The organism is Pseudomonas sp. Irchel 3F6 (assembly GCF_900187595.1).
Lineage (GTDB): Bacteria > Pseudomonadota > Gammaproteobacteria > Pseudomonadales > Pseudomonadaceae > Aquipseudomonas > Aquipseudomonas siliginis.
This window is the reverse complement of sequence record NZ_FYDP01000004.1, coordinates 386629-408518: the sequence shown is the minus strand read 5'-3', so window position 1 is coordinate 408518 and position 21890 is coordinate 386629. Positions and strand designations below refer to the sequence as shown.

Annotated in this window: 27 protein-coding genes; 18 read left to right on the top strand and 9 right to left on the bottom strand. The window is 61.3% G+C overall.

Translation table 11 applies throughout. The features are described from left to right. Window positions 1–10 precede the first annotated feature (10 nt). The 4 genes from CKW30_RS16420 to pilG form a co-directional block, all read right to left on the bottom strand. The gene (locus CKW30_RS16420; RefSeq protein ID WP_041476807.1) at window positions 11–2059 is read right to left on the bottom strand and encodes a methyl-accepting chemotaxis protein; all 2049 of its coding nucleotides are present in this window, start codon (window positions 2057–2059) and stop codon (window positions 11–13) included. Window positions 2060–2267: 208 nt separating this feature from the next. Further along, window positions 2268–2807 (bottom strand): chemotaxis protein CheW, encoded by a 540-nt coding sequence (locus CKW30_RS16415; RefSeq protein ID WP_016772745.1) that lies wholly within the window; start codon window positions 2805–2807, stop codon window positions 2268–2270. A 10-nt stretch (window positions 2808–2817) separates the two neighbouring features. After that, complete coding sequence (gene pilH, locus CKW30_RS16410; protein ID WP_038359614.1) at window positions 2818–3183, bottom strand: twitching motility response regulator PilH; 366 nt, start codon at window positions 3181–3183, stop codon at window positions 2818–2820. Window positions 3184–3243: 60 nt separating this feature from the next. Further along, on the bottom strand, window positions 3244–3648 hold the full coding sequence (gene pilG, locus CKW30_RS16405; RefSeq protein WP_016772743.1) for a twitching motility response regulator PilG: 405 nt from the start codon (window positions 3646–3648) through the stop codon (window positions 3244–3246). Window positions 3649–3873: 225 nt separating this feature from the next. Between pilG and gshB the strand changes: the two genes are divergently transcribed. From gshB to CKW30_RS16370, 7 genes are all read left to right on the top strand, one after another. After that, a complete protein-coding gene (gene gshB, locus CKW30_RS16400; protein ID WP_056786399.1) occupies window positions 3874–4845 on the top strand; it encodes a glutathione synthase in 972 nt (323 codons plus the stop codon). Between the two features lie 107 nt (window positions 4846–4952). Further along, window positions 4953–5852, top strand: a complete 900-nt coding sequence (locus CKW30_RS16395) for an energy transducer TonB (RefSeq protein ID WP_039757551.1) — start codon at window positions 4953–4955, stop codon at window positions 5850–5852. Window positions 5853–5987: 135 nt separating this feature from the next. Then, on the top strand, window positions 5988–6560 hold the full coding sequence (locus CKW30_RS16390) for a YqgE/AlgH family protein (RefSeq protein ID WP_016772739.1): 573 nt from the start codon (window positions 5988–5990) through the stop codon (window positions 6558–6560). Further along, window positions 6560–6997: a Holliday junction resolvase RuvX gene (gene ruvX / locus CKW30_RS16385; protein ID WP_095181337.1), complete on the top strand. Its 438-nt coding sequence runs from the start codon at window positions 6560–6562 to the stop codon at window positions 6995–6997. The genes CKW30_RS16390 and ruvX overlap by 1 nt, the downstream gene beginning before the upstream one ends. Before the next feature lie 81 nt (window positions 6998–7078). After that, window positions 7079–7585 (top strand): bifunctional pyr operon transcriptional regulator/uracil phosphoribosyltransferase PyrR, encoded by a 507-nt coding sequence (pyrR, locus tag CKW30_RS16380; protein ID WP_016772737.1) that lies wholly within the window; start codon window positions 7079–7081, stop codon window positions 7583–7585. A gap of 27 nt (window positions 7586–7612) precedes the next feature. Beyond that, window positions 7613–8617 carry an aspartate carbamoyltransferase catalytic subunit gene (locus CKW30_RS16375; protein ID WP_016772736.1) on the top strand — a complete coding sequence of 335 codons (1005 nt, stop codon included), beginning with the start codon at window positions 7613–7615 and terminating at the stop codon, window positions 8615–8617. After that, entirely contained in the window at window positions 8614–9885 is a 1272-nt protein-coding gene (locus CKW30_RS16370) for a dihydroorotase (protein WP_095181336.1), read from the top strand. The genes CKW30_RS16375 and CKW30_RS16370 overlap by 4 nt, the downstream gene beginning before the upstream one ends. Window positions 9886–9968: 83 nt before the next feature. Here the strand turns inward: CKW30_RS16370 and CKW30_RS16365 are convergent, their stop codons facing one another. After that, the gene (locus CKW30_RS16365) at window positions 9969–10403 is read right to left on the bottom strand and encodes a TM2 domain-containing protein (protein ID WP_016772734.1); all 435 of its coding nucleotides are present in this window, start codon (window positions 10401–10403) and stop codon (window positions 9969–9971) included. Window positions 10404–10651: 248 nt separating this feature from the next. Between CKW30_RS16365 and CKW30_RS16360 the strand changes: the two genes are divergently transcribed. After that, on the top strand, window positions 10652–11269 hold the full coding sequence (locus CKW30_RS16360) for a C40 family peptidase (RefSeq protein ID WP_024014657.1): 618 nt from the start codon (window positions 10652–10654) through the stop codon (window positions 11267–11269). A gap of 125 nt (window positions 11270–11394) precedes the next feature. Here CKW30_RS16360 and CKW30_RS16355 read toward each other — a convergent pair whose 3' ends face one another. Continuing rightward, window positions 11395–12429 carry a type IV pilus twitching motility protein PilT gene (locus CKW30_RS16355; protein ID WP_041476813.1) on the bottom strand — a complete coding sequence of 345 codons (1035 nt, stop codon included), beginning with the start codon at window positions 12427–12429 and terminating at the stop codon, window positions 11395–11397. Between the two features lie 56 nt (window positions 12430–12485). On the opposite strand from CKW30_RS16355, the gene CKW30_RS16350 reads away from it, so the two are divergent. The 10 genes from CKW30_RS16350 to CKW30_RS16305 all read left to right on the top strand — a co-directional run bounded on the left by CKW30_RS16350 (window position 12486) and on the right by CKW30_RS16305 (window position 19926). Next, window positions 12486–13172 carry a YggS family pyridoxal phosphate-dependent enzyme gene (locus CKW30_RS16350; RefSeq protein ID WP_071172225.1) on the top strand — a complete coding sequence of 229 codons (687 nt, stop codon included), beginning with the start codon at window positions 12486–12488 and terminating at the stop codon, window positions 13170–13172. Between the two features lie 23 nt (window positions 13173–13195). After that, window positions 13196–14014, top strand: a complete 819-nt coding sequence (proC, locus tag CKW30_RS16345) for a pyrroline-5-carboxylate reductase (RefSeq protein ID WP_095181335.1) — start codon at window positions 13196–13198, stop codon at window positions 14012–14014. Window positions 14015–14025: 11 nt separating this feature from the next. Next, window positions 14026–14616: a YggT family protein gene (locus CKW30_RS16340; RefSeq protein WP_039757546.1), complete on the top strand. Its 591-nt coding sequence runs from the start codon at window positions 14026–14028 to the stop codon at window positions 14614–14616. A gap of 252 nt (window positions 14617–14868) precedes the next feature. Next, on the top strand, window positions 14869–16008 hold the full coding sequence (locus CKW30_RS16335) for a homoserine O-acetyltransferase (RefSeq protein ID WP_095181334.1): 1140 nt from the start codon (window positions 14869–14871) through the stop codon (window positions 16006–16008). Between the two features lie 7 nt (window positions 16009–16015). Next, on the top strand, window positions 16016–16636 hold the full coding sequence (metW, locus tag CKW30_RS16330; protein ID WP_056786380.1) for a methionine biosynthesis protein MetW: 621 nt from the start codon (window positions 16016–16018) through the stop codon (window positions 16634–16636). 26 nt (window positions 16637–16662) lie between these two features. Continuing rightward, window positions 16663–17097, top strand: coding sequence for a DUF4426 domain-containing protein (locus tag CKW30_RS16325; RefSeq protein WP_056786377.1), 435 nt, complete (start codon window positions 16663–16665; stop codon window positions 17095–17097). Continuing rightward, entirely contained in the window at window positions 17094–17690 is a 597-nt protein-coding gene (gene rdgB / locus CKW30_RS16320) for an RdgB/HAM1 family non-canonical purine NTP pyrophosphatase (RefSeq protein ID WP_095181333.1), read from the top strand. Before CKW30_RS16325 ends, rdgB begins: the two co-directional genes overlap by 4 nt. Then, a complete protein-coding gene (hemW, locus tag CKW30_RS16315) occupies window positions 17687–18892 on the top strand; it encodes a radical SAM family heme chaperone HemW (RefSeq protein ID WP_095181332.1) in 1206 nt (401 codons plus the stop codon). The genes rdgB and hemW overlap by 4 nt, the downstream gene beginning before the upstream one ends. A 22-nt stretch (window positions 18893–18914) precedes the next feature. Then, complete coding sequence (locus CKW30_RS16310; protein WP_008083808.1) at window positions 18915–19238, top strand: DUF3392 domain-containing protein; 324 nt, start codon at window positions 18915–18917, stop codon at window positions 19236–19238. A 139-nt stretch (window positions 19239–19377) separates the two neighbouring features. Continuing rightward, window positions 19378–19926, top strand: a complete 549-nt coding sequence (locus CKW30_RS16305; protein WP_095181331.1) for an RNA 2'-phosphotransferase — start codon at window positions 19378–19380, stop codon at window positions 19924–19926. Between the two features lie 129 nt (window positions 19927–20055). On the opposite strand, the gene trmB is transcribed toward CKW30_RS16305, so the two are convergent. The 3 genes from trmB to thiS are packed head-to-tail and all read right to left on the bottom strand — an operon-like array spanning window position 20056 to window position 21846. Continuing rightward, a complete protein-coding gene (trmB, locus tag CKW30_RS16300) occupies window positions 20056–20781 on the bottom strand; it encodes a tRNA (guanosine(46)-N7)-methyltransferase TrmB (protein WP_024014663.1) in 726 nt (241 codons plus the stop codon). A gap of 9 nt (window positions 20782–20790) precedes the next feature. Further along, complete coding sequence (locus tag CKW30_RS16295) at window positions 20791–21585, bottom strand: thiazole synthase (RefSeq protein WP_041476820.1); 795 nt, start codon at window positions 21583–21585, stop codon at window positions 20791–20793. Between the two features lie 60 nt (window positions 21586–21645). Continuing rightward, on the bottom strand, window positions 21646–21846 hold the full coding sequence (gene thiS, locus CKW30_RS16290; protein WP_038861193.1) for a sulfur carrier protein ThiS: 201 nt from the start codon (window positions 21844–21846) through the stop codon (window positions 21646–21648). Window positions 21847–21890: the final 44 nt, after the last annotated feature.

Genomic DNA, 21890 nt, shown 5'->3' with positions numbered 1-21890 from the left:
ACCACTCCACTCACGCTTTATCTGTCGCCGCCGGCAAGGTGAAACCGGACACCGAACGGCGCAACTGACTGGCCATTTTCGCCAGGTTGCCGATGCTCTCGGCGGTGGCCGTGGACCCCGACGAAGTTTGCGAGGTGATCTGCTGGATCACATTCATCGTCAGCGAGATCTGTCCGGCCGAAGAGGTCTGCTGCTGCGCCGCGTTGGAAATGCTCTGGATCAGCGCCGCGAGGGTCTTGGACACGCCTTCGATTTCTTCCAGGGCCACACCGGCATCCTGCGCCAGTCGCGCGCCGCGCACCACTTCGGTGGTGGTCTGCTCCATGGAAATCACCGCTTCGTTGGTGTCGGCCTGAATCGCCCGCACCAGGGTTTCGATCTGCCGGGTCGCGGCGGACGAACGTTCGGCCAGGCGCTGCACTTCGTCGGCAACCACGGCAAAACCGCGCCCGGCATCACCGGCCATCGACGCCTGGATCGCCGCGTTGAGGGCGAGGATGTTGGTCTGGTCGGCGATGTCATCGATCAGGCTGACGATGTCGCCGATTTCCTGGGACGACTCGCCGAGGCGTTTGATGCGCTTGGCGGTGTCCTGAATCTGTTCGCGGATGTTGTCCATGCCGTGGATGGTGTTGTGCACCACCTCGTTGCCTTTGTTGGCGATTTCCACGGAACGCTCGGCCACCGCCGACGATTCGGCAGCGTTGGCCGAGACCTGATCGATGGACTCGGCCATGTCGCTGATGGCTGTCGAGGCTTCGGAAATCTGCTGGGCCTGTTGCTCAGAGGCCTGGGCCAGATGCATGGCGGTGGCCTGGGTTTCCTGCACAGCGGCGGCAACCTGGCCGGCGGTGAGGTTGATGGTCGCCACCAGATCACGCAATTGGTCGACGGAATAGTTGATCGAGTCGGCGATGGTGCCGGTGAAGTCTTCGGTCACCGAAGCGGTCACGGTGAGGTCGCCATCGGCGAGGTCTTCGATTTCGTCGAGCAGGCGCATGATCGCGTTCTGGTTGCGCTCGTTCTTCTCGGCGGTTTCACGCAATTGGCGATTGGTTTCGCGGACCATGACCAGACCGATGAGGATGATCGAGGCCAGCGCCAGCAAGCCCAGCACATAGCCGCCAATGGTGTCGGTGTTGCGCCCGCCGGCCAGATGCTCGAACCCGGTGGCCAGATGCGAGGCTTCGTCGAGCAGGGTTTGCGACAGGGTGAAGATGTTGCTGGCCGACTCGCGCACCTTGAACAGCTCAGGCGAGGTTTCGAGGATTTCGTCCACGGAGCCGGAAACGAACTGGAACAGCTCGGAAATTTCGCTCAAACGCGCACGGGCGTCGCGGTCTTCGACCTGGCTGATTTTCAGCGCCGGGTTGCCTTGCAACATGCCGTTGAGCACCAGGCCGAAACGCGCGGCATCGCGGCCAAAGGCGTCGGCGGCCTGCTGTGAGTTTTCGTCACCGGCGAGCACGGTGTTGACCGCGCCAAGAATGCGTTCAGCCAACAGCGACTGCCGTTGCGCCATCGCCACCTGCGCCGCCGGAGCGCCGCGCTGGAGCAGGATTTCCACGACTTTTTCGTACTCGATCTGCAACTGCGGTACGGTTTCGGCCAGCGTTGCGGCGACCTGATGCAGCGACAGCACGGTCTGTTCGCTGCTGAGGATCGCATCGGTGTTTTTCAACAGGCGCTCCCAGTCCATCTGCACCGCGCGCATTTCCGGGCGCACCGCGACGGGTGCCGGTGGCAGGCCGGTGTTCGGGTCACCCTTCTTCAGGTAGCCCCAGCGCTGGGCAAAATCGTTGCGCGCATCACTGAGCAGTTTGAACGCCGCAGCCTTGCCCGCCGCCGCTTCGGTGGCGTTCTTGGCAATGCGTTGCGAAAGCACGCGCAGTTCGCCGGCATGGCCGATGTACTGCTTGTCGTAGTTCGCCTGGGTGTTGAGGTACGCGAAGTTGGCGAACAGCAGCATGATGAACACGATCAGTGCGATAAACAGCACGATGATCTGTGCGCGACTGCGCGATGCTTCCGCCGACTTGCCTGTTTTTGCTTTTGTCATCGGTCCTCGCCTATGAAACCTGCCATGGCCCTTGTGGGAGCGAGCCTTGTGACGAGGGGATTTATCCCCGTTCGGCTGCGAAGCAGTCGCAAAAATATCGCATGCGCTGACGGTGTCAGGCATTGCAGTTTTTGGGGCCGCTGCGCGACCCAACGGGGATAAACCCCTCGCCACATGGCCCGCGTCCACATGGGTTCTGCTGTTCGTGCTACAGAGCCACACCCATGAACACCGGAGACCTGGCCAGTGCGAACAGGCTGAACACCCGCCAGTTCTGTTCACGGCGGAAATAGCCTTTGACGAATTCGGCCTTGGAGCCCTGGCGCTTGCTGATCGACAGCGGCTCGAAACTGCCCTGTTCGAAATGCTGCAAGCCGATGACTTCGTCGACCATTACCCCGGCGAACACGTCTTCATGTTCCACCACCAATACCCGCCGTTGTTTGCGCAGCGGCGACAGCTCATGGCCGAAGAAGCCGCACAGGTCCATGATCGGCAGCAGCCGCCCGCGCAGATTGGCGACACCCTTGACCCACGGCTTGACCCCGGGCAACTGGGTGAAGCGCGGTTCATGCAGGACTTCGCTGACTTCGCCCATCGGCGCCACATACCAATGTTCGCCGAGGCGAAAGCCGATGCCGCTCCAGCGATCCGGGCGCGCCGCTTGCGACGGCAGGTCCGCTGCCAGCAGGCGGCAGCGCTGGTCGATCTGCCAGAGCAGTTCGAACGCGGTCAGCGATTCGTTCATGATCGCGCGATCAGCCGTTGAGTACGTTGTTCAGGGTCTTGATCAGGGTGTCTTCGTCGACCGGTTTGGTCAGGTAATCCTTGGCGCCCTGGCGGGTGCCCCAGACCTTGTCGGTCTCCTGATCCTTGGTGGTGATGATGATCACCGGGATGTGGCTGGTATCGGCATCCTTGGTCAACTGCCGGGTCGCCTGAAAACCGTTGAGACCGGGCATGACGATGTCCATCAGTACCGCGTCAGGTTTTTCCTGACGGGCCAGGGCCACGCCGTCGGCGCCGTTCTCGGCCTTGAGCACTTCATGGCCGTGCTTTTCGAGCATGCCGGTGAGTTTGTACATTTCAGTCGGCGAATCATCGACGATCAGGATACGTGCCATGGTCTTCCCCATTTTTCTGGTCGACTGCCGGCCCGCTGGCCGAGCGTCACTGTGCGTGTCTTACTGCGGCAAAACGGCGGCGAAGCCCGGAACATGGGCCTGGATCGCGTTGAGCAGTTCTTCTTTGCTGAACGGCTTGGTCAGAAATTGATCAGAGCCGACAATCCGCCCCTTGGCCTTGTCGAACAGACCGTCCCTGGACGACAGCATGATCACCGGCGTCGCCTTGAAGGCGCTGTTGTTCTTGATCAGGGCGCAGGTCTGATAACCGTCCAGACGCGGCATCATGATGTCGACAAAGATGATCCCGGGATGGTGGTCGGCAATCTTCGCCAGCGCATCGAAACCGTCGATGGCGGTGATCACTTCGCAACCGACATTCTTCAACAATGTTTCGGCGGTGCGGCGAATCGTTTTCGAGTCGTCGATCACCATGACCTTCAAGGCGCTGGACTGCTGTTCCATAAGAGGGTTCTACCGTCGCCTTTGCGAATCAAATTGTCCGTTTTGCTGTGAATAATGGCCTGAAACCCTTGAAACCCATGGGGCGGCGCGATCTGCCAGCCTTTTTAGCACAGTCTCCAGATGCAATCTATCGACGGGTTTTTCCTTGACCCGAAACCCGCCCGGCGCCACTCTGGCGGCACTTTTTCAATACCGATCCGGTAGCCAAATTTCGAGGAAAACCCAATGAGCGTTCGCGTCGGGATTGTCATGGACCCTATCGCCAGCATCTCCTATAAAAAGGATAGCTCGCTGGCCATGCTGCTGGCCGCGCAGAAGCGTGGCTGGGAACTGTTCTACATGGAACAGAAAGACCTGTATCAGGCCGAAGGCCAGGCGCGGGCGCGGATGAGCCCGCTGAAAGTCTTCGCCAACCCGGACAAATGGTTCGAGCTGGACGCCGAACAGGACAAGCTGCTGAGCGACCTGGACGTGATCCTGATGCGCAAGGATCCGCCGTTCGACATGGAGTTCGTCTACTCCACTTACTTGCTGGAACAGGCCGAAGCCGCCGGCGTGCTGGTGGTGAACAAGCCGCAGAGCCTGCGCGACTGCAATGAAAAGCTGTTCGCCACGCTGTTTCCGCAGTGCACGCCGCCGACCATCGTCAGCCGCCGCCCGGACGTATTGCGTGAGTTCGCCGATCATCACGGTGACGTGATCCTCAAGCCGCTGGACGGCATGGGCGGTTCGTCGATCTTCCGCCACACCGCCGGCCACCCGAACCTCTCGGTGATCCTCGAAACCCTGACCCTGCACGGCAAGCAGCAGATCATGATTCAGGGTTACCTGCCGGCGATCGTCGACGGCGACAAGCGCATTCTGATGATCGATGGCGAGCCGGTGGATTACTGCCTGGCGCGGATTCCGGCGCTGGGCGAAACCCGTGGCAACCTCGCCGCCGGTGGCCGTGGCGAAGCGCGTCCGCTGACCGAGAAGGATCGCTGGATCGCCGCCCAGGTCGGCCCGACCCTGCGCGAGAAAGGCCTGCTGTTCGTCGGCCTCGACGTGATCGGCGAGCACCTGACCGAAATCAACGTCACCAGCCCGACCTGCATCCGCGAAATCGACAATGCGTTCGGCACTGATATCGGCGGCATGCTGATGGATGCGATCGATAAAAAGCTGCAAGCGGCCGGCAAAAAGCCACAAGCTTGATGTACGTCACATGCAGCCTGTCGCTTGAAGCGTGAAGCCCAAGGCGCGAAACCAACATTGCGTTATCATGCGCAGCCTCTGAAAAACGCGATGTTGGTTTTCTTGTCATGACCCTCCCGTCCGATCTGCCCGCTGAACTCGCCCATCGTGGCGTGCGCCCGGCCGATCGCCTCGGTTTTACCCTGTTTCTCGCGGCGCTGATTCACCTGGCGCTGCTGCTCGGCGTCGGCTTCACCATGGTCGAGCCGCAGCAGATCAGCAAAACCCTGGAAATCACCCTGGCCACCTTCAAGGCCGAGAAGAAGCCGGAAAAGGCAGATTTTCTCGCTCAGGAAAACCAGGAAGGCAGCGGCACGCTGGACAAGAAAGCCCTGCCCAAGACCACCGAAGTCGCGCCATTCCAGGACAATCAGGTCAAAAAGGTCACCCCGCCGCCCGCCGCCAAGCCAGTGGTGCAGGAAGCCGCCCCGAAGGCAGCGGTGACCACCGTTGCGCCGAAACCGAAAAAGGCGCCGACCAAGAAAGAAGAAAGCAAAACCGAAGTCAAACCGACCGTCGACGCGCCGGTGTTCGACAGCTCGCAGTTGTCCAGCGACATCGCCAGCCTCGAAGCAGAGCTGGCCAAGGAACAACAGCTGTACGCCAAGCGCCCGCGCATCCACCGCTTGAGCGCGGCCTCGACCATGCGCGACAAGGGCGCCTGGTACAAGGACGACTGGCGCAAGAAGGTCGAGCGCATCGGCAACCTCAACTACCCCGAAGAAGCACGGCGCAAGCAGATCTACGGCAATTTGCGCCTGATGGTCTCGATCAACCGCGACGGTTCGCTGTATGAGGTGCTGGTGCTCGAATCCTCCGGCCAGCCGCTGCTCGATCAGGCCGCGCAGCGCATCGTCCGCCTGGCCGCGCCGTTTGCACCGTTTACCGGCGATCTGTCGGACATCGACCGCCTGGAAATCATTCGCACCTGGAAATTTGCCCGGGGCGACAAGCTCTCAAGCAATTAAGAGCAAAATCAAAAGATCGCAGCCTTCGGCAGCTCCTACAGTGGGCCTGCGTACACCCTGTAGGAGCTGCCGAAGGCTGCGATCTTTTAAAGCCTCAGCTTGTCAGTTCGCCCTTGCGACGCCACACTAGCGCTCATGAAAAACGTCAGCCCCAGCTACCTCAAGCATCACTTCCTGATCGCCATGCCACACATGGCCGACCCGAACTTTGCCCACACCTTGACCTACATCGTCGAGCACACGGCCAATGGCGCGATGGGGCTGGTGGTCAACAGGCCGCAAGACTTGAACCTGGCCGACATCCTCGAACAGTTGCGCCCGGACATCGAGCCGCCGGCACGCTGCCAGGATGTGCCGATCTTCATCGGCGGGCCGGTGCAGACCGATCGCGGTTTCGTCCTGCACCCGGCGGGCCAGACCTTCCAGGCCACGGCGCAGCTGGACGGCGACCTGGCCCTGTCGACTTCGCAGGACGTGCTGTTCGCCATCGCTGACGGCGTCGGCCCCGCGCAGAGCCTGATCACCCTCGGTTACGCCGGCTGGGAAGCCGGGCAACTGGAAGCCGAACTGGCCGACAACGCCTGGCTGACCTGCCCTTTCAACGCCGACATACTGTTCAACACCCGCAGCGAATTGCGCCTGGAAGCGGCAGCGCGGCACTTGGGCATCGATCTCAATCTGCTCACCAGCCAGGCAGGTCACGCCTGATGGCCCTGCGCCTGATTCTCGGCTTCGACTACGGCACCAAACAGATCGGCGTCGCGGTCGGCCAGGTCATCACCGGCCAGGCCCGCGAGCTGTGCACCCTCAAAGCACAGAATGGCGTGCCGAACTGGGATCAGGTCGAAGCGCTGATAAAGGAATGGAAACCCGACGCCGTCGTGGTCGGCCTGCCGCTGAACATGGACGGCACGCCCAGTGACATGTGCGTGCGCGCCGAGAAATTCGCCCGCCGCCTCAACGGCCGCTACAACCTGCCCTTCTATACCCACGACGAACGCCTGACCACTTTCGAAGCCAAGGGCGAGCGACTGGTGCGTGGCGGGCAGAGAGGCAGTTACCGCGACAACCCGGTGGACGCCATCGCCGCCGCCCTGCTGCTGCAGGGCTGGCTCGATGAAAACACTGCATTGTTTGAATCCTGACAAGCGCTTCGGCGCTTTTCTTTTGGTTATAAACCGAGCTTCGTCCGGCAGGACGCAGCGCGGATTCACGAAGGAGCAACCATGAGCCTGCCCAATCCCGCCGATCTGATCAGCCAGATGGCGACCCGCCTCAAGGCGCACCTTGCCCAGCGTGACATCAGCGAACCGCGTTACATCGGCATCCGCACCGGCGGCATCTGGGTCGCGCAGGCGCTGCTCAAGGAACTGAACAGCGATGCGCCACTGGGCACGCTGGATGTGTCCTTCTATCGCGATGACTTCAGCCAGAACGGCCTGCACCCGCAAGTGCGCCCGTCCGCCCTGCCCTTCGAGATCGAAGGCCAGCATCTGGTGCTGATCGACGACGTGCTGATGAGCGGTCGGACTATCCGCGCCGCCATGAATGAATTGTTCGATTACGGCCGCCCGGCCAGCGTCACCCTGGTCTGCCTGCTGGACCTGGACGCCGGCGAGTTGCCGATCCGCCCGAACGTGGTCGGCGCCACCCTGACCCTGGCCGGCAACCAGCGGGTCAAGTTGTCCGGCCCCGAGCCGCTGACGCTCGAACTGCAAGACGTCACCCTTTAATCCGCCCTATTGAGAGTCCCCCTCGCGATGACGCCTCTAGATACCAAGCGCCCGCTGCAGCTCAATGATCAGGGCCAGCTGCGCCACTTCCTCTCGCTCGACGGCCTGCGCCGCGAGTTGCTGACGGAAATCCTCGACACTGCCGACTCGTTCCTTGAAGTCGGCGCCCGGGCGGTGAAGAAGGTCCCGTTGCTGCGCGGCAAGACCGTGTGCAACGTGTTCTTCGAAAACTCCACGCGCACCCGCACCACGTTTGAACTGGCGGCCCAGCGGCTGTCGGCGGACGTGATTACCCTGAACGTGTCGACATCGTCGGCGAGCAAGGGCGAAACGCTGCTCGATACCCTGCGCAACCTTGAGGCCATGGCCGCCGACATGTTTGTCGTGCGCCACGGCGACTCCGGTGCGGCGCACTTCATCGCCGAGCATGTCTGCCCGCAAGTGGCGATCATCAACGGCGGCGACGGCCGGCATGCGCACCCGACCCAAGGCATGCTCGACATGCTCACCATCCGTCGGCACAAGGGCGGTTTCGAAAACCTCTCGGTGGCGATCGTCGGCGACATCCTGCATTCGCGGGTGGCGCGCTCGAACATGCTCGCGCTGAAAACCCTCGGCTGCCCGGACATCCGCGTGATCGCGCCGAAAACCCTGCTGCCGATCGGCATCGAGCAATACGGCGTCAAGGTCTACACCGACATGGCTGAAGGCCTCAAGGACGTCGACGTGGTGATCATGCTGCGCCTGCAACGTGAGCGCATGACCGGCGGCCTGCTGCCCAGCGAAGGCGAGTTCTATCGCCTGTTCGGCCTGACCACCGCACGTCTGGCCGGAGCCAAACCCGATTGCATCGTCATGCACCCGGGGCCGATCAACCGTGGTGTGGAGATCGAGTCGGCGGTGGCCGACGGCCCGCACTCGGTGATCCTCAATCAAGTGACCTACGGCATCGCGATTCGTATGGCCGTGCTGTCCATGGCCATGAGCGGGCAGACCGCCCAGCGCCAATTCGAGCAGGAGAACGCCCAGTGAAGTTCAGCATTCTCGGCGCACGCGTTATCGATCCCAGCAGCGGCCTGGATCAAATCACCGACATCCACGTTGAAGCCTGCAAGATCGTCGCCCTCGGCGCCGCCCCGGCCGGTTTCAGCGCAGTAGAAACCATCGATGCCCAAGGTCTGGTCGCCGCACCTGGTCTGGTCGATCTCAATGTTGCCCTGCGCGAGCCGGGTTACAGCCGCAAAGGCTCGATCGTCAGCGAAACCCGCGCCGCCGCTGCCGGTGGCGTGACCAGCCTGTGCTGCCCACCGAAGACCAGACCGGTGCTCGACACCTCAGCCGTCGCCGAACTGATCCTCGACCGCGCCCGCGAAGCCGGCAACACCAAGGTGTTCCCGATCGGCGCGCTGAGCAAAGGTCTCGACGGTGAGCAATTGGCCGAACTGGTGGCCTTGCGCGACGCCGGATGCGTGGCGTTCGGCAACGGTCTGGAGAGCTTCCGCAACAGCCGCACCCTGTGCCGGGCGCTGGAATATGCGGCTACTTTCGACCTGACGGTGATCTTCAACTCGCAGGATCACGATCTGGCCGAGGGCGGTCTGGCCCACGAAGGCGCGGTCGCCAGTTTCCTTGGCCTGCCGGGGATTCCGGAGACGGCGGAAACCGTGGCGCTGGCTCGCGATCTGCTGCTGGTCGAGCAAACCGGCGTACGTGCGCATTTCAGCCAGTTGACCAGTGCGCGCGGTGTGGCGCTGATTGCCCAGGCGCAGGCCCGTGGCTTGAAGGTAACGGCGGATGTTGCGTTGTATCAGCTGATCCTGACTGACGAAGCGCTGATCGACTTCAACAGCCTCTATCACGTGCAACCGCCGCTGCGCACCCGCGCCGATCGCGATGGCCTGCGTGAAGCTGTGAAGTCCGGGGTGGTCTCGGCCATTTCCAGCCATCACCAGCCCCACGAGCGCGACGCCAAACTGGCCCCGTTCGGCGCCACCGAGCCGGGCATCAGCAGTGTTGAGTTGCTGCTTCCGCTGGGGATGACGCTGGTTGAGGATGGTTTGCTCGATCTGCCGACGCTGCTGGCACGTCTCAGCGCAGGCCCGGCCGAAGCGCTGCGCCTGCCGGCGGGCAAACTGGCGGTGGGCGGTGCGGCGGATATCGTGCTGTTCGATCCGAAGTCATCCACGGTGGCCGGTGAACAATGGCTGTCGAAGGGCGAGAACTGCCCGTTCATCGGGCATAGTCTGCCGGGCGTGGTGCGCTATACGCTGGTGGATGGGCGGATTACGCACCAGGCTTGATAGCCAGTTGACCCCTTCGCGAGCAGGCTCGCTCCCACAGGTATTGCGATGATTCCTGTGGGAGCGAGCCTGCTCGCGAAAGCTTACTGAAAGGCGCCCCGATTCTGCGCGTTGCGCACCGACACCTGATCGTTCAGCGTCCAGAAGTCATACAGCACGCCAATAAAGAACAACCCGCCGGTCAGCAGATACAGCAAGCCGCTGATCCATTTGCCCTGATACATCCGGTGCACGCCGAACACACCGAGGAAGGTCAGCAGAATCCACGCGACGTTGTACTCGATCGGCCCGGCAGCAAAGCGCAAATCCGCTTCGCGATCCATCGCCGGGATCAGAAACAGGTCGATCAGCCAGCCAATCCCCAGCAAACCGAAGGTGAAGAACCAGATCGTCCCGGTCACCGGTTTGCCGTAGTAAAAGCGGTGCGCGCCGGTGAATCCGAAAATCCACAGCAGGTAGCCGATAACTTTGCTGTGAGTGTCTTTTTCTTTCACGCGGGGTAGCTGATAGCTGTTCATTAAGACCTCATTGCACTCGATAGATAAATATTCTTCATTTCTTTGTGACTTTTTTACAGGTGGCCGACGTATGGCAAATGTTACCGTTGCTAGCGCGAAACCCTTGTAGAACCTGACTTCTGTCGGACAATTGCGTACTTTTTGAGCGTTTTTGGTTCCGTAGCCGGCGGAATGAATCGATGAACGGCCTCGGAACGGCAAAAAAAGCTGTTATAAAGTTGCGCGCTATCACTTATGAGCCACGCCTAATGCGACCATTTTTCAAGACATGGCTGACTATTTGCCTATTAATGCCACTGGCCGCCCACGCCACCAATCGTGAGCAACGTCTTCCCAACGTCAACGGCTTCACCCCTAAATCCCATGCTTCGGCTCCCTCGAGCAAAAGCAGCAAGAGCAAGACCACCACGCTGAGCAGCAAGAGCCGCAGCAAGCTGGTGCCACCGATGGCGAGCAAGGAAAGCAGCAATGTGCTGAGCCGTGCGGTAAACGTCCTCGGTACACCTTATCGTTGGGGCGGCAGCAGCCCAAGTAAAGGCTTCGATTGCAGCGGCCTGGTGAAATACGCGTTCAACGACGCTACGTTCGACCTGCCACGCACCTCCAACGCCATGGCCAGCGGTCACGGCGAGAAAGTCGAGCGCAAGGATCTGAAGCCGGGCGATCTGATTTTCTTCAACATCAAGAGCCGTCGGGTCAATCACGTTGCCATCTACCTGGGCAACGACCGCTTCATCCACGCCCCGCGCCGGGGCAAAGCGGTGAGCATTGACACGCTGAACAAGCCGTACTGGGAAAAGCATTACGTCGTCGCCAAACGCGTGTTGCCGAAAGAACAACAGCAACTGCGCGTAGTCCAGCGCTAACACCATGCCGATCGTTCCCACGCTCCGCGTGGGAATGACTCAATGGACGCTCCGCGTCCGCTTCGGCAGGGACGCAGAGCGTCCCGGGCTGCATTCCCACGCAGAGCGTGGGAACGATCACTCCCTCAAAAATTATCCGGCGTACGCGCTTTCTCTCGCGCATGCTCGCGGCTGATCAGGCCCTTGGTCACCAGATCTTTGAGGCACATATCGAGTGTCTGCATCCCCAACGACCCACCGGTCTGAATCGCTGAATACATCTGCGCCACCTTGTCCTCGCGGATCAGGTTACGGATCGCCGATGTCCCGAGCATGATTTCATGAGCTGCCACCCGCCCGCCGCCGATCTTCTTGATCAACGTCTGCGACACCACCGCCAGCAACGACTCCGACAGCATCGAACGGACCATCGACTTCTCGTCGCCGGGGAACACGTCGACCACGCGGTCGATGGTCTTCGCCGCCGAGGTCGTGTGCAGGGTGCCGAACACCAGATGCCCGGTCTCGGCGGCGGTCAGCGCCAGGCGAATGGTTTCCAGATCACGCATTTCGCCGACCAGAATCACGTCCGGGTCTTCACGCAAGGCCGAACGCAGTGCGGTGGCGAAGCTGCGCGTATCGCGATGGACTTCGCGCTGATTGATCAGGCATTTGCGCGATTCATGGACGAACTCGATGGGATCCTCAATGGTGAGGATGTGGTGATGGCGATGGGTGTTGAGGTAATCGATCATCGCCGCCAGCGTGGTCGATTTGCCGGAGCCGGTCGGCCCGGTGACCAGCACCAGCCCGCGCGGCGCATCGGTGATCTTGCGGAAAACATCGCCCATGGCGAGGTCTTCCATACTCAGCACTTTCGACGGAATGGTGCGGAACACGGCGCCGGCGCCACGGTTCTGGTTGAATGCATTGACCCGAAAGCGCGCCACGCCGGGTACATCGAAGGAAAAATCCGTTTCCAGATTTTTCTCGAATTCGATGCGCTGGGTGTCGTTCATGATGTCGTAGATCAGCTCGTGCACTTGCTTGTGATCCAGCGCCGGCAGATTGATCCGTCGCACGTCGCCATCGACACGGATCATCGGCGGCAGGCCGGCCGACAGGTGCAGGTCGGAAGCGCCCTGTTTGGCGCTGAAGGCCAGCAGTTCAGTGATATCCATAGCGTCCCTCAATTCCAGTAGAATGCCGCGAACCTACAGACCGCCGGCGCCTCTTGATGTCCACGATAGCAGACAACATTCTTCAGGTTAGTTCGCGCATCCAGGCAGCGGCGAAAGCTGCGCACCGCGACGAAAACAGCATCCATTTGCTCGCCGTGAGCAAGACCAAACCCGCCCAGGCCCTGCGTGAAGCCTATGCCGCCGGGCTGCGCGACTTCGGCGAGAACTACTTGCAGGAAGCCTTGGGCAAACAGCTGGAGCTGGCCGACCTGCCCTTGATCTGGCACTTCATCGGCCCCATTCAATCGAACAAGACTCGCGCGATTGCCGAGCATTTCGACTGGGTGCACTCCGTGGATCGTCTGAAAATTGCCCAACGCCTGTCCGAGCAGCGCCCGGCCGAACTGCCGCCCCTGAACATCTGCATTCAGGTCAATGTCAGCGGCGAGGCGAGCAAATCCGGTTGCACCCCGGCCGATCTGCCAGCGCTGGCCGAGGCCATCAGCGCTCTGCCCCGGCTGAAATTGCGCGGACTGATGGCGATTCCCGAGCCGACCGAAGAGCGCGCTGAACAGGACGCTGCCTTCGCCGCCGTGCAGACATTGCAGGCGAGCCTCGCTCTGCCGCTCGACACACTGTCCATGGGCATGAGCCACGACCTCGAGTCGGCCATTGCCCAAGGCGCCACCTGGGTGCGGATCGGTACCGCGCTGTTTGGCGCCAGAGATTATTCCCAGTCTTGAACGTTTCCAGATAAGGACCACACATGAGCAACATACGTATTGCGTTTATCGGTGCGGGCAACATGGCGGCCAGTCTGATTGGCGGCCTGCGCGCCAAAGGTCTGGAAGCGGCGCAGATCCGCGCCAGCGATCCGGGCGAAGACACCCGTGCCAAGGTCAGCGCCGAACACGGCATCGAAACCTTCGCTGACAACGCCCAGGCCATCGACGGCGTCGATGTCATCGTGCTGGCGGTCAAGCCACAGGCGATGAAAGCCGTGTGCGAGGCGATTCGCCCATGCCTGAAACCGAATCAACTGGTGGTGTCGATCGCCGCCGGCATTACCTGCGCGAGCATGACCGCGTGGCTCGGCGAACAGCCAATCGTGCGCTGCATGCCGAACACCCCGGCGCTGCTGCGTCAGGGTGTCAGCGGTTTGTACGCGACCAGCGAAGTAACCGCCGAGCAGCGTCAGCAAGCCGAAGAGCTGCTGTCCGCCGTCGGCATCGCCCTGTGGCTGGAAGAAGAACAGCAACTGGACGCGGTCACCGCAGTGTCCGGCTCCGGCCCGGCGTATTTTTTCCTGTTGATCGAAGCGATGACCGCCGCCGGCGTCAAACTTGGCCTGCCACAAGAGATCGCTGAGCAACTGACCGTGCAGACTGCTCTGGGCGCCGCGCACATGGCGGTATCCAGCGATGTCGACGCCGCCGAATTGCGTCGCCGCGTGACCTCGCCAAACGGCACCACGGAAGCTGCGATCAAATCATTCCAGGCTGGCGGCTTCGAAGCGCTGGTTGAAACCGCACTCGGCGCCGCCGCGCACCGCTCGGCCGAAATGGCCGAACAACTGGGCAAATAAAGGAGCCTTACATGATCGGATTGAATACCGCAGCGGTTTACGTGCTGCAAACCCTCGGCAGCCTGTACCTGCTGATCGTGCTGCTGCGCTTCGTCCTGCAACTGGTGCGGGCGAACTTCTACAACCCGCTGTGCCAGTTCGTGGTCAAGGCCACTCAGCCGCTGCTCAAGCCTTTGCGCCGGATCATCCCAAGCCTGTTCGGCCTCGACATGTCGTCGCTGGTGCTGGCGATTCTGGTGCAACTGCTGCTGATGGCGCTGACCCTGCTGCTGACCTACGGCACCACCGGAAACCCGCTGCAACTGTTGATCTGGTCGCTGATCGGCGTCACTGCGCTGTTCCTGAAGATCTTCTTCTTCGCTCTGATCATCAGCGTGATTCTGTCGTGGGTCGCACCGGGCAGCCACAATCCGGGCGCTGAGCTGGTCAACCAGATCTGCGAGCCGGCGCTGGCACCGTTCCGCCGCTTCCTGCCGAACCTCGGCGGCCTGGATCTGTCGCCGATCTTCGCCTTCCTTGCGCTGAAATTGATCGACATGCTGGTGATCAACAATCTGGCGGCGATGACGATGATGCCGGAGATTCTGCGTTTGCTGATGTGAGGTCGGGGGATGGGCGCTCGTCTTGATGTCGGCGTCGCCTGCGCCCCTCACCCCAGCCCTCTCCCGAGGGAGAGGGAGCCGATCGGGTTGTTTTCAAGGCCTGAGTTCGACTCGATATCTCAGGTCAGCATCACTCTGAAGATCGCCGCGGTCAGTCCCCTCTCCCTCCGGGAGAGGGTTAGGGTGAGGGCCGCTTGCCGCTACCCCCCACGGTCTTTAGACTTACGCCTCATTTCAACGAGAGCAGGGTCGATGCCAACTGCCTTTCCCGCCGATTCTGTTGGTCTGGTAACGCCGCAAACCGCGCATTTCAGCGAACCGCTGGCGCTGGCTTGTGGCCGTTCGCTGGCCGCTTATGACCTGATTTATGAAACCTACGGCACGCTGAACGCCCAGGCGAGCAACGCCGTGCTGATCTGCCACGCGCTGTCCGGTCATCATCACGCCGCTGGTTATCACAGCGTCGACGACCGCAAGCCCGGTTGGTGGGACAGCTGCATCGGCCCCGGCAAGCCGATCGACACCAACAAGTTCTACGTGGTCAGCCTGAACAACCTCGGCGGCTGCAACGGCTCCACCGGCCCGAGCAGTATCAACCCGGAGACCGGCAAGCCGTTCGGCGCCGATTTCCCGGTGCTCACCGTGGAAGACTGGGTGCACAGCCAGGCGCGTCTGGCTGACCTGCTCGGCATCGGCCAGTGGGCAGCGGTGATCGGCGGCAGCCTCGGCGGCATGCAGGCGTTGCAATGGACCATCACCTACCCGGATCGCGTGCGGCACTGCCTGGCCATCGCCTCGGCGCCTAAATTGTCGGCGCAGAACATTGCCTTCAACGAAGTCGCGCGTCAGGCGATCCTCACCGATCCGGAATTCCACGGCGGCTCGTTCCAGGAAGCCGGCGTGATCCCCAAGCGCGGGCTGATGCTCGCGCGCATGGTCGGCCACATTACCTATCTGTCCGATGATTCCATGGGTGAGAAATTCGGCCGTGGCCTGAAGAGTGAAAAGCTCAACTACGACTTCCACAGTGTCGAGTTCCAGGTCGAAAGCTATCTGCGTTATCAGGGCGAAGAGTTCTCCGGGCGCTTCGACGCCAATACCTATCTGCTGATGACCAAGGCGCTGGACTACTTCGATCCGGCGGCGAACTTCGACGATGATCTGGCGAAAACCTTCGAAAACGCCACAGCCAAGTTCTGCGTGATGTCGTTCACCACCGACTGGCGCTTCTCCCCGGCGCGCTCGCGGGAACTGGTGGATGCGCTGATGGCCGCGCGCAAGGACGTCAGTTATCTGGAAATTGACGCACCGCAGGGCCACGACGCCTTCCTGATTCCGATCCCGCGTTACTTGCAGGCGTTCGGCAATTACATGAACCGCATTTCGTTGTGAGAAAGCCATGAGAGCTGATCTGGAAATCATCCAGGAATGGATCCCCGCCGGCAGCCGCGTCCTCGACTTGGGTTGCGGTGACGGCGAGCTGCTGACCTGGCTGCGCGACAACAAGAACGTCACCGGTTATGGCTTGGAAAACGACGCCGACAACATCGCCGAGTGCGTGGCTAAGGGCATCAACGTCATTGAGCAGGATCTGGACAAAGGCCTGGGCAACTTCGCCAGCAACAGTTTCGACATCGTCGTCATGACCCAGGCCCTGCAAGCGGTGCATTACCCGGACAAGATCCTCGACGAAATGCTCCGGGTCGGCCGTCAGTGCATCATCACCTTCCCCAACTTCGGCCACTGGCGCTGCCGCTGGTACCTGGCGAGCAAGGGCCGCATGCCGGTCTCGGAATTCCTGCCTTACACCTGGTACAACACGCCGAACATTCACTTCTGCACCTTCGAGGATTTCGAAGAGCTGTGCCGCGAACGTGACGCCAAGGTCATTGATCGGCTTGCCGTGGATCAACAGCACCGCCACGGGTGGGCCAGTAAGCTATGGCCTAATCTGTTAGGTGAAATCGGTATCTACCGCGTCAGCAGTCCGCAGTTGGCGGACGCCCGAGTCGCGGTCTGAGCCAGGGCATTTGAAGGAGCACGAACATGAGCCGTCTAGCGTTGCTGTTATTCACCGCCTGCCTGAGCGCCAGCACCATGGCGGCGGACGTCATCAAAGGTGAGCGCAAGGAAACCTTCGGCGACATTACGGTGCACTACAACACCTTCAACTCGACGTTCCTGCAACCGGACATCGCCAAGGCCGCCGAGCTGATCCGCAGCAAGAACCAGGGCGTGATCAATGTTTCGGTGGTCAAGGACGGCAAACCGGTGATCGCCAGCGTCACCGGCACGGTCAAGGACCTGACCAGCAACAGCGTGCCGCTGAAATTCCGCCAGGTCACCGAACAGGGCGCGATCTACTACATCGCCCAGTACCCGGTGCCGCAGCAGGAAACCCGCACCTTTGAAATCAAGGTGCAGAACGGCGACAAGATCAACACCATCAACTTCAACCAAGAACTCTTTCCCGGCGAATGATGAACATCAAGCAGCTCGTACTGGCCAGCCATAACGCCGGCAAACTCAAAGAACTTCAGGCCATGCTCGGCGACTCGGTGCAACTGCGCTCGATTGGCGAATGGAGCAAGGTCGAGCCGGAAGAAACCGGCCTGTCGTTCGTCGAGAACGCGATTCTCAAGGCGCGCAACGCCGCGCGTATTTCCGGGCTGCCGGCACTGGCCGATGATTCCGGGCTGGCGGTGGATTTCCTTGACGGTGCGCCGGGTATCTACTCGGCGCGTTACGCCGACGGCCAGGGCGATGCGGCGAACAACGCCAAACTGCTCGATGCGCTGAAGGACGTACCGCAAGCCGAGCGCGGCGCGCAGTTCGTCTGCGTGCTGGCACTGGTACGCCACGCCGATGATCCGCTGCCGATTCTCTGCGAAGGCCTGTGGCACGGGCGCATCCTCACCGCTGCCAGCGGCGAGCACGGCTTCGGTTATGACCCGCTGTTCTGGGTGCCGGAGCGCGACGTGTCCAGCGCCGAACTCAGCCCGGCCGACAAGAACCAGATCAGCCACCGCGCCCGTGCAATGGATCTGCTGCGCCAGCGTCTGGGCTTGAAATGACCACTGATTCTTCCGCGTCGTCGCTGATTATCGGCGGCGCCGCGTCCTCGCCTCGGGCGCCGCTGCCAACTCTGCCGCCGCTGGCGCTGTACATCCACATTCCGTGGTGTGTGCGCAAATGCCCGTATTGCGATTTCAACTCGCACACCGCCAGCCCGGTGCTGCCGGAGCAGGAATACGTCGACGCGCTGCTGGCCGATCTCGATCAGGATCTGCATGCGGTGTATGGCCGTGAGCTGACTTCGATTTTCTTCGGTGGCGGGACGCCGAGCCTGTTCAGCGCCGAAGCCCTCGGGCGTTTGCTGAAGGGCGTCGAACAGCGCATCCCGTTCGCCGCTGACATCGAAATCACCCTTGAGGCCAATCCGGGCTCCTTCGAGCAAGAGAAGTTTGTCGCCTATCGCAAGCTGGGGATCAATCGGCTGTCGATCGGTATCCAGAGCTTTCAGCAGGAAAAGCTTGAGGCCCTCGGCCGCATTCACAACGGTGACGAAGCCGTGCGTGCGGCGGGCATGGCGCGACAGGCCGGGTTCGATAACTTCAACCTGGACTTGATGCACGGTTTGCCCGATCAGTCGCTGGACGATGCCCTGAGCGATCTGCGCCAGGCCATTGCGCTGAAGCCGACGCACATTTCCTGGTATCAACTGACGCTGGAGCCGAACACGGTGTTCTGGAATCAGCCGCCAGTGCTGCCGGAAGACGACACCCTGTGGGACATTCAGGAAGCCGGTCAGGCGCTGCTGGCCGAGCACGGTTACGCGCAATACGAAGTGTCGGCGTATGCCCAGGCCGGTCGACCGGCGCGGCATAACCTTAATTACTGGAGTTTTGGCGACTTCATCGGCATCGGCGCCGGCGCCCATGGCAAGTTGAGCCACCCGGACGGGCGCATCGTGCGCACATGGAAAACCCGCCTGCCGAAGGATTATCTGAACCCGGCGAAAAGCTTTCAGGCCGGCGAGAAATCGCTGAGCAATGACGAGATGCCGTTCGAGTTCCTGATGAACGCCCTGCGCCTGACCGCCGGGGTCGAATCGCGCCTGTATCCGGAACGCACCGGCCTGTCGCTGGACACCCTCGCCGAAGGCCGGCGCGAGGCCGAACAAAGCGGCCTGTTGCAGGTCGAACCGTCACGCCTGGCGGCGACCGAACGCGGCCAACTGTTCCTCAACGATTTGCTGCAACAATTTCTGAACTGACTTCAGCTCAAAGGGAAAACGCATGGATTTGATACTCGACCTGCTGGCCACCGTCTCCCGCTGGAGCCGCAGCAATCTCTCGGAAATCGCCCTGGCGCTGGTCGGTTGCCTGCTGGTGCTGTTCGGCGCTGACTTCAAAGGCTGGGTCGAGCAACGCCTGGGCAGCATCGCCGGCGCCCTGCGCGTGCCCCTGATGGCCCTGCTCTGCCTGATCGGCAGCGGCGCCGCGCTGATCTACGCCACGCCGTGGGTGATCAAAGGCCTGAGCCAGTTCAACAACTACAGCCTGGCGCCGGTGCTGCTGGTGGTACTGGTGTTGATCGGCGTCGTCGCCGACCGCCGCTGACCCCGCAAGCACCCCGAAACGAAATGTGGGAGCGAGCCTGCTCGCGAAGGCGTCTCGACATCCAACATCATCGTTGATCGTCAGACCGCTTTCGCGAGCAGGCTCGCTCCCACAGTTGATTGCAATGAAAGGGAAGTTCATGAGTAAAAAACTACTGGATGAGACGAGCAAATTTCTTAGCTTCGTGTTGCGTCACGAGCCTCAGGCGATCGGACTGAATCTGAATTCGGAAGGCTGGGCAAATATCGAAGCACTGATCAGCGGCGCGGCGCGTGATGGCAGGCATTTAAGTCGTGAGCTGATTGAAAACGTCGTGACCAGCAGTGACAAGAAGCGTTTTACGATTTCCGCTGATGGCCACTGTATACGCGCTGTTCAAGGCCACTCGACGAAAAGCGTTGATCTGCAATTCGAGCAGAAACAGCCACCGCAAACGCTCTACCACGGAACAGCGACGCGTTTTCTCGACTCGATCCACGAACAAGGCTTGATTCCAGGACAACGCCATCAGGTGCATCTGTCCGACGAGATCGCCACCGCGTCGGCCGTGGGTCAACGCTACGGAACGCCAGTCGTTCTGAAGGTTGCCGCGAAGCAGATGGAAGAACAGGGCTTCAAGTTCTATCAGGCCGAAAATGGCGTCTGGTTGACAGAGCAGGTGCCCGCTCGATTTCTTGCCCCCCTGTAATCTCCTCATACACAAAACAATTGTGGGAGCGAGCCTGCTCGCGAAGGCGTCTTGACATCCAACATCATCGTTGAACGTCAGACCGCTTTCGCGAGCAGGCTCGCTCCCACAGTTTTTTTTGCGTGATGCTTAAGCGATCTTTTCGAACTTCAGATCCCACACGCCATGGCCAAGGCGTTCGCCACGGCGTTCGAACTTGGTGATCGGGCGTTCGGCCGGGCGTGGGACGCATTTGCCGTCTTCGGCAAGGTTGCGGTAGCCCGGGGCGACGTTCATCACTTCCAGCATGTACTCAGCGTACGGCTCCCAGTCGGTGGCCATGTGCAGAATGCCGCCAACCTTCAACTTGCTGCGCACCAGTTCGGCGAACGAGGCCTGGACGATGCGGCGCTTGTGGTGGCGGCTCTTGTGCCACGGATCCGGGAAAAACAGCATCAGGCGATCGAGACTGTTGTCGGCGATGCAGCGGTTGAGCACTTCGATCGCGTCGCAATCGTAGACCCGCAGGTTGGTCAGCCCTTGGGTCAGCACGCCATTGAGCAGCGCGCCGACACCCGGACGGTGTACTTCAACACCGATGAAATCCTGCTCTGGAGCAGCAGCGGCCATTTCCAGCAGCGAGTGGCCCATGCCGAAACCGATTTCCAGCGAGCGCGGCGCCGAGCGGCCGAACACCTGGTCGTAATCGACCGGCGCATCGGCCAGCGGCAGCACGTACAGCGGCGCGCCCTGGTCCAGGCCGCGTTGCTGGCCTTCGGTCATGCGCCCGGCGCGCATCACGAAGCTCTTGATGCGGCGGTGTTGGCGCTCGTCGCCTTCGTCCGGCTGGACAGGCGTGTCGTTCGATTCAGTCATCAATGGCTCTTACTTGATCAGACCATCCAGCGGCGAAGAGGCGCTGGCATAGAGTTTTTTCGGCATGCGGCCGGCGAGGTACGCCAGGCGACCGGCGACGATGGCGTGCTGCATGGCTTGCGCCATCATGACCGGTTGCTGGGCGTGGGCGATGGCCGAGTTCATCAGTACAGCGTCGCAACCCAGTTCCATGGCGATGGTCGCGTCGGAAGCGGTACCGACGCCAGCATCCACCAGCACCGGGATCCTGGCTTCTTCGAGGATGATCTGCAGGTTGTACGGATTGCAGATACCCAGACCGGAGCCGATCAGACCGGCCAGCGGCATCACGGCGATGCAGCCGATTTCCGCCAGTTGCCGGGCGATGATGGGGTCATCGCTGGTGTAGACCATCACGTCGAAGCCTTCCTTGACCAGGGTTTCAGCGGCCTTGAGGGTTTCGATCACGTTGGGGAACAGGGTTTTCTGGTCGGCCAGCACTTCCAGCTTCACCAGATTGTGGCCATCGAGCAGCTCACGCGCCAGGCGGCAGGTGCGCACGGCTTCGATGGCGTCGTAGCAACCGGCGGTGTTCGGCAGAAAGGTGTAGCGATCTGGCGACAGCACTTCGAGCAGGTTCGGCTCGCCTTCGATCTGGCCCAGGTTGGTGCGGCGTACGGCGAAGGTGACGATCTCGGCACCCGAGGCTTCGATGGCCTGGCGGGTTTCTTCCATGTCACGGTACTTGCCGGTACCGACCAGCAAACGCGACTGGTAAGTACGACCGGCCAGTACAAAAGGCTTGTCGCTACGAACGATGCTCATGGGGAATCCTCTTTAAGGGTGAGGGTCTTGCAGAATTCTGTGCCCTTGCGGGCCGGGCGATCAGCCGCCGCCGATGGCGTGGACCACTTCGACGTTGTCGCCGTCGTTCAACGTAGTGTCGGCATGCTGGCTGCGCGGGACGATGTCCAGATTGAGCTCGACCGCCACCCGACGTCCGGCCAGATCCAGACGGGTGATCAGGCCCGCAACGGTTTCACCGTCGGGCAGTTCAAAGGACTCACCGTTCAACTGAATGCGCATGCACAACGCCGCCATCATTTTTAGGGGCTGGCATTCTAGCCCGA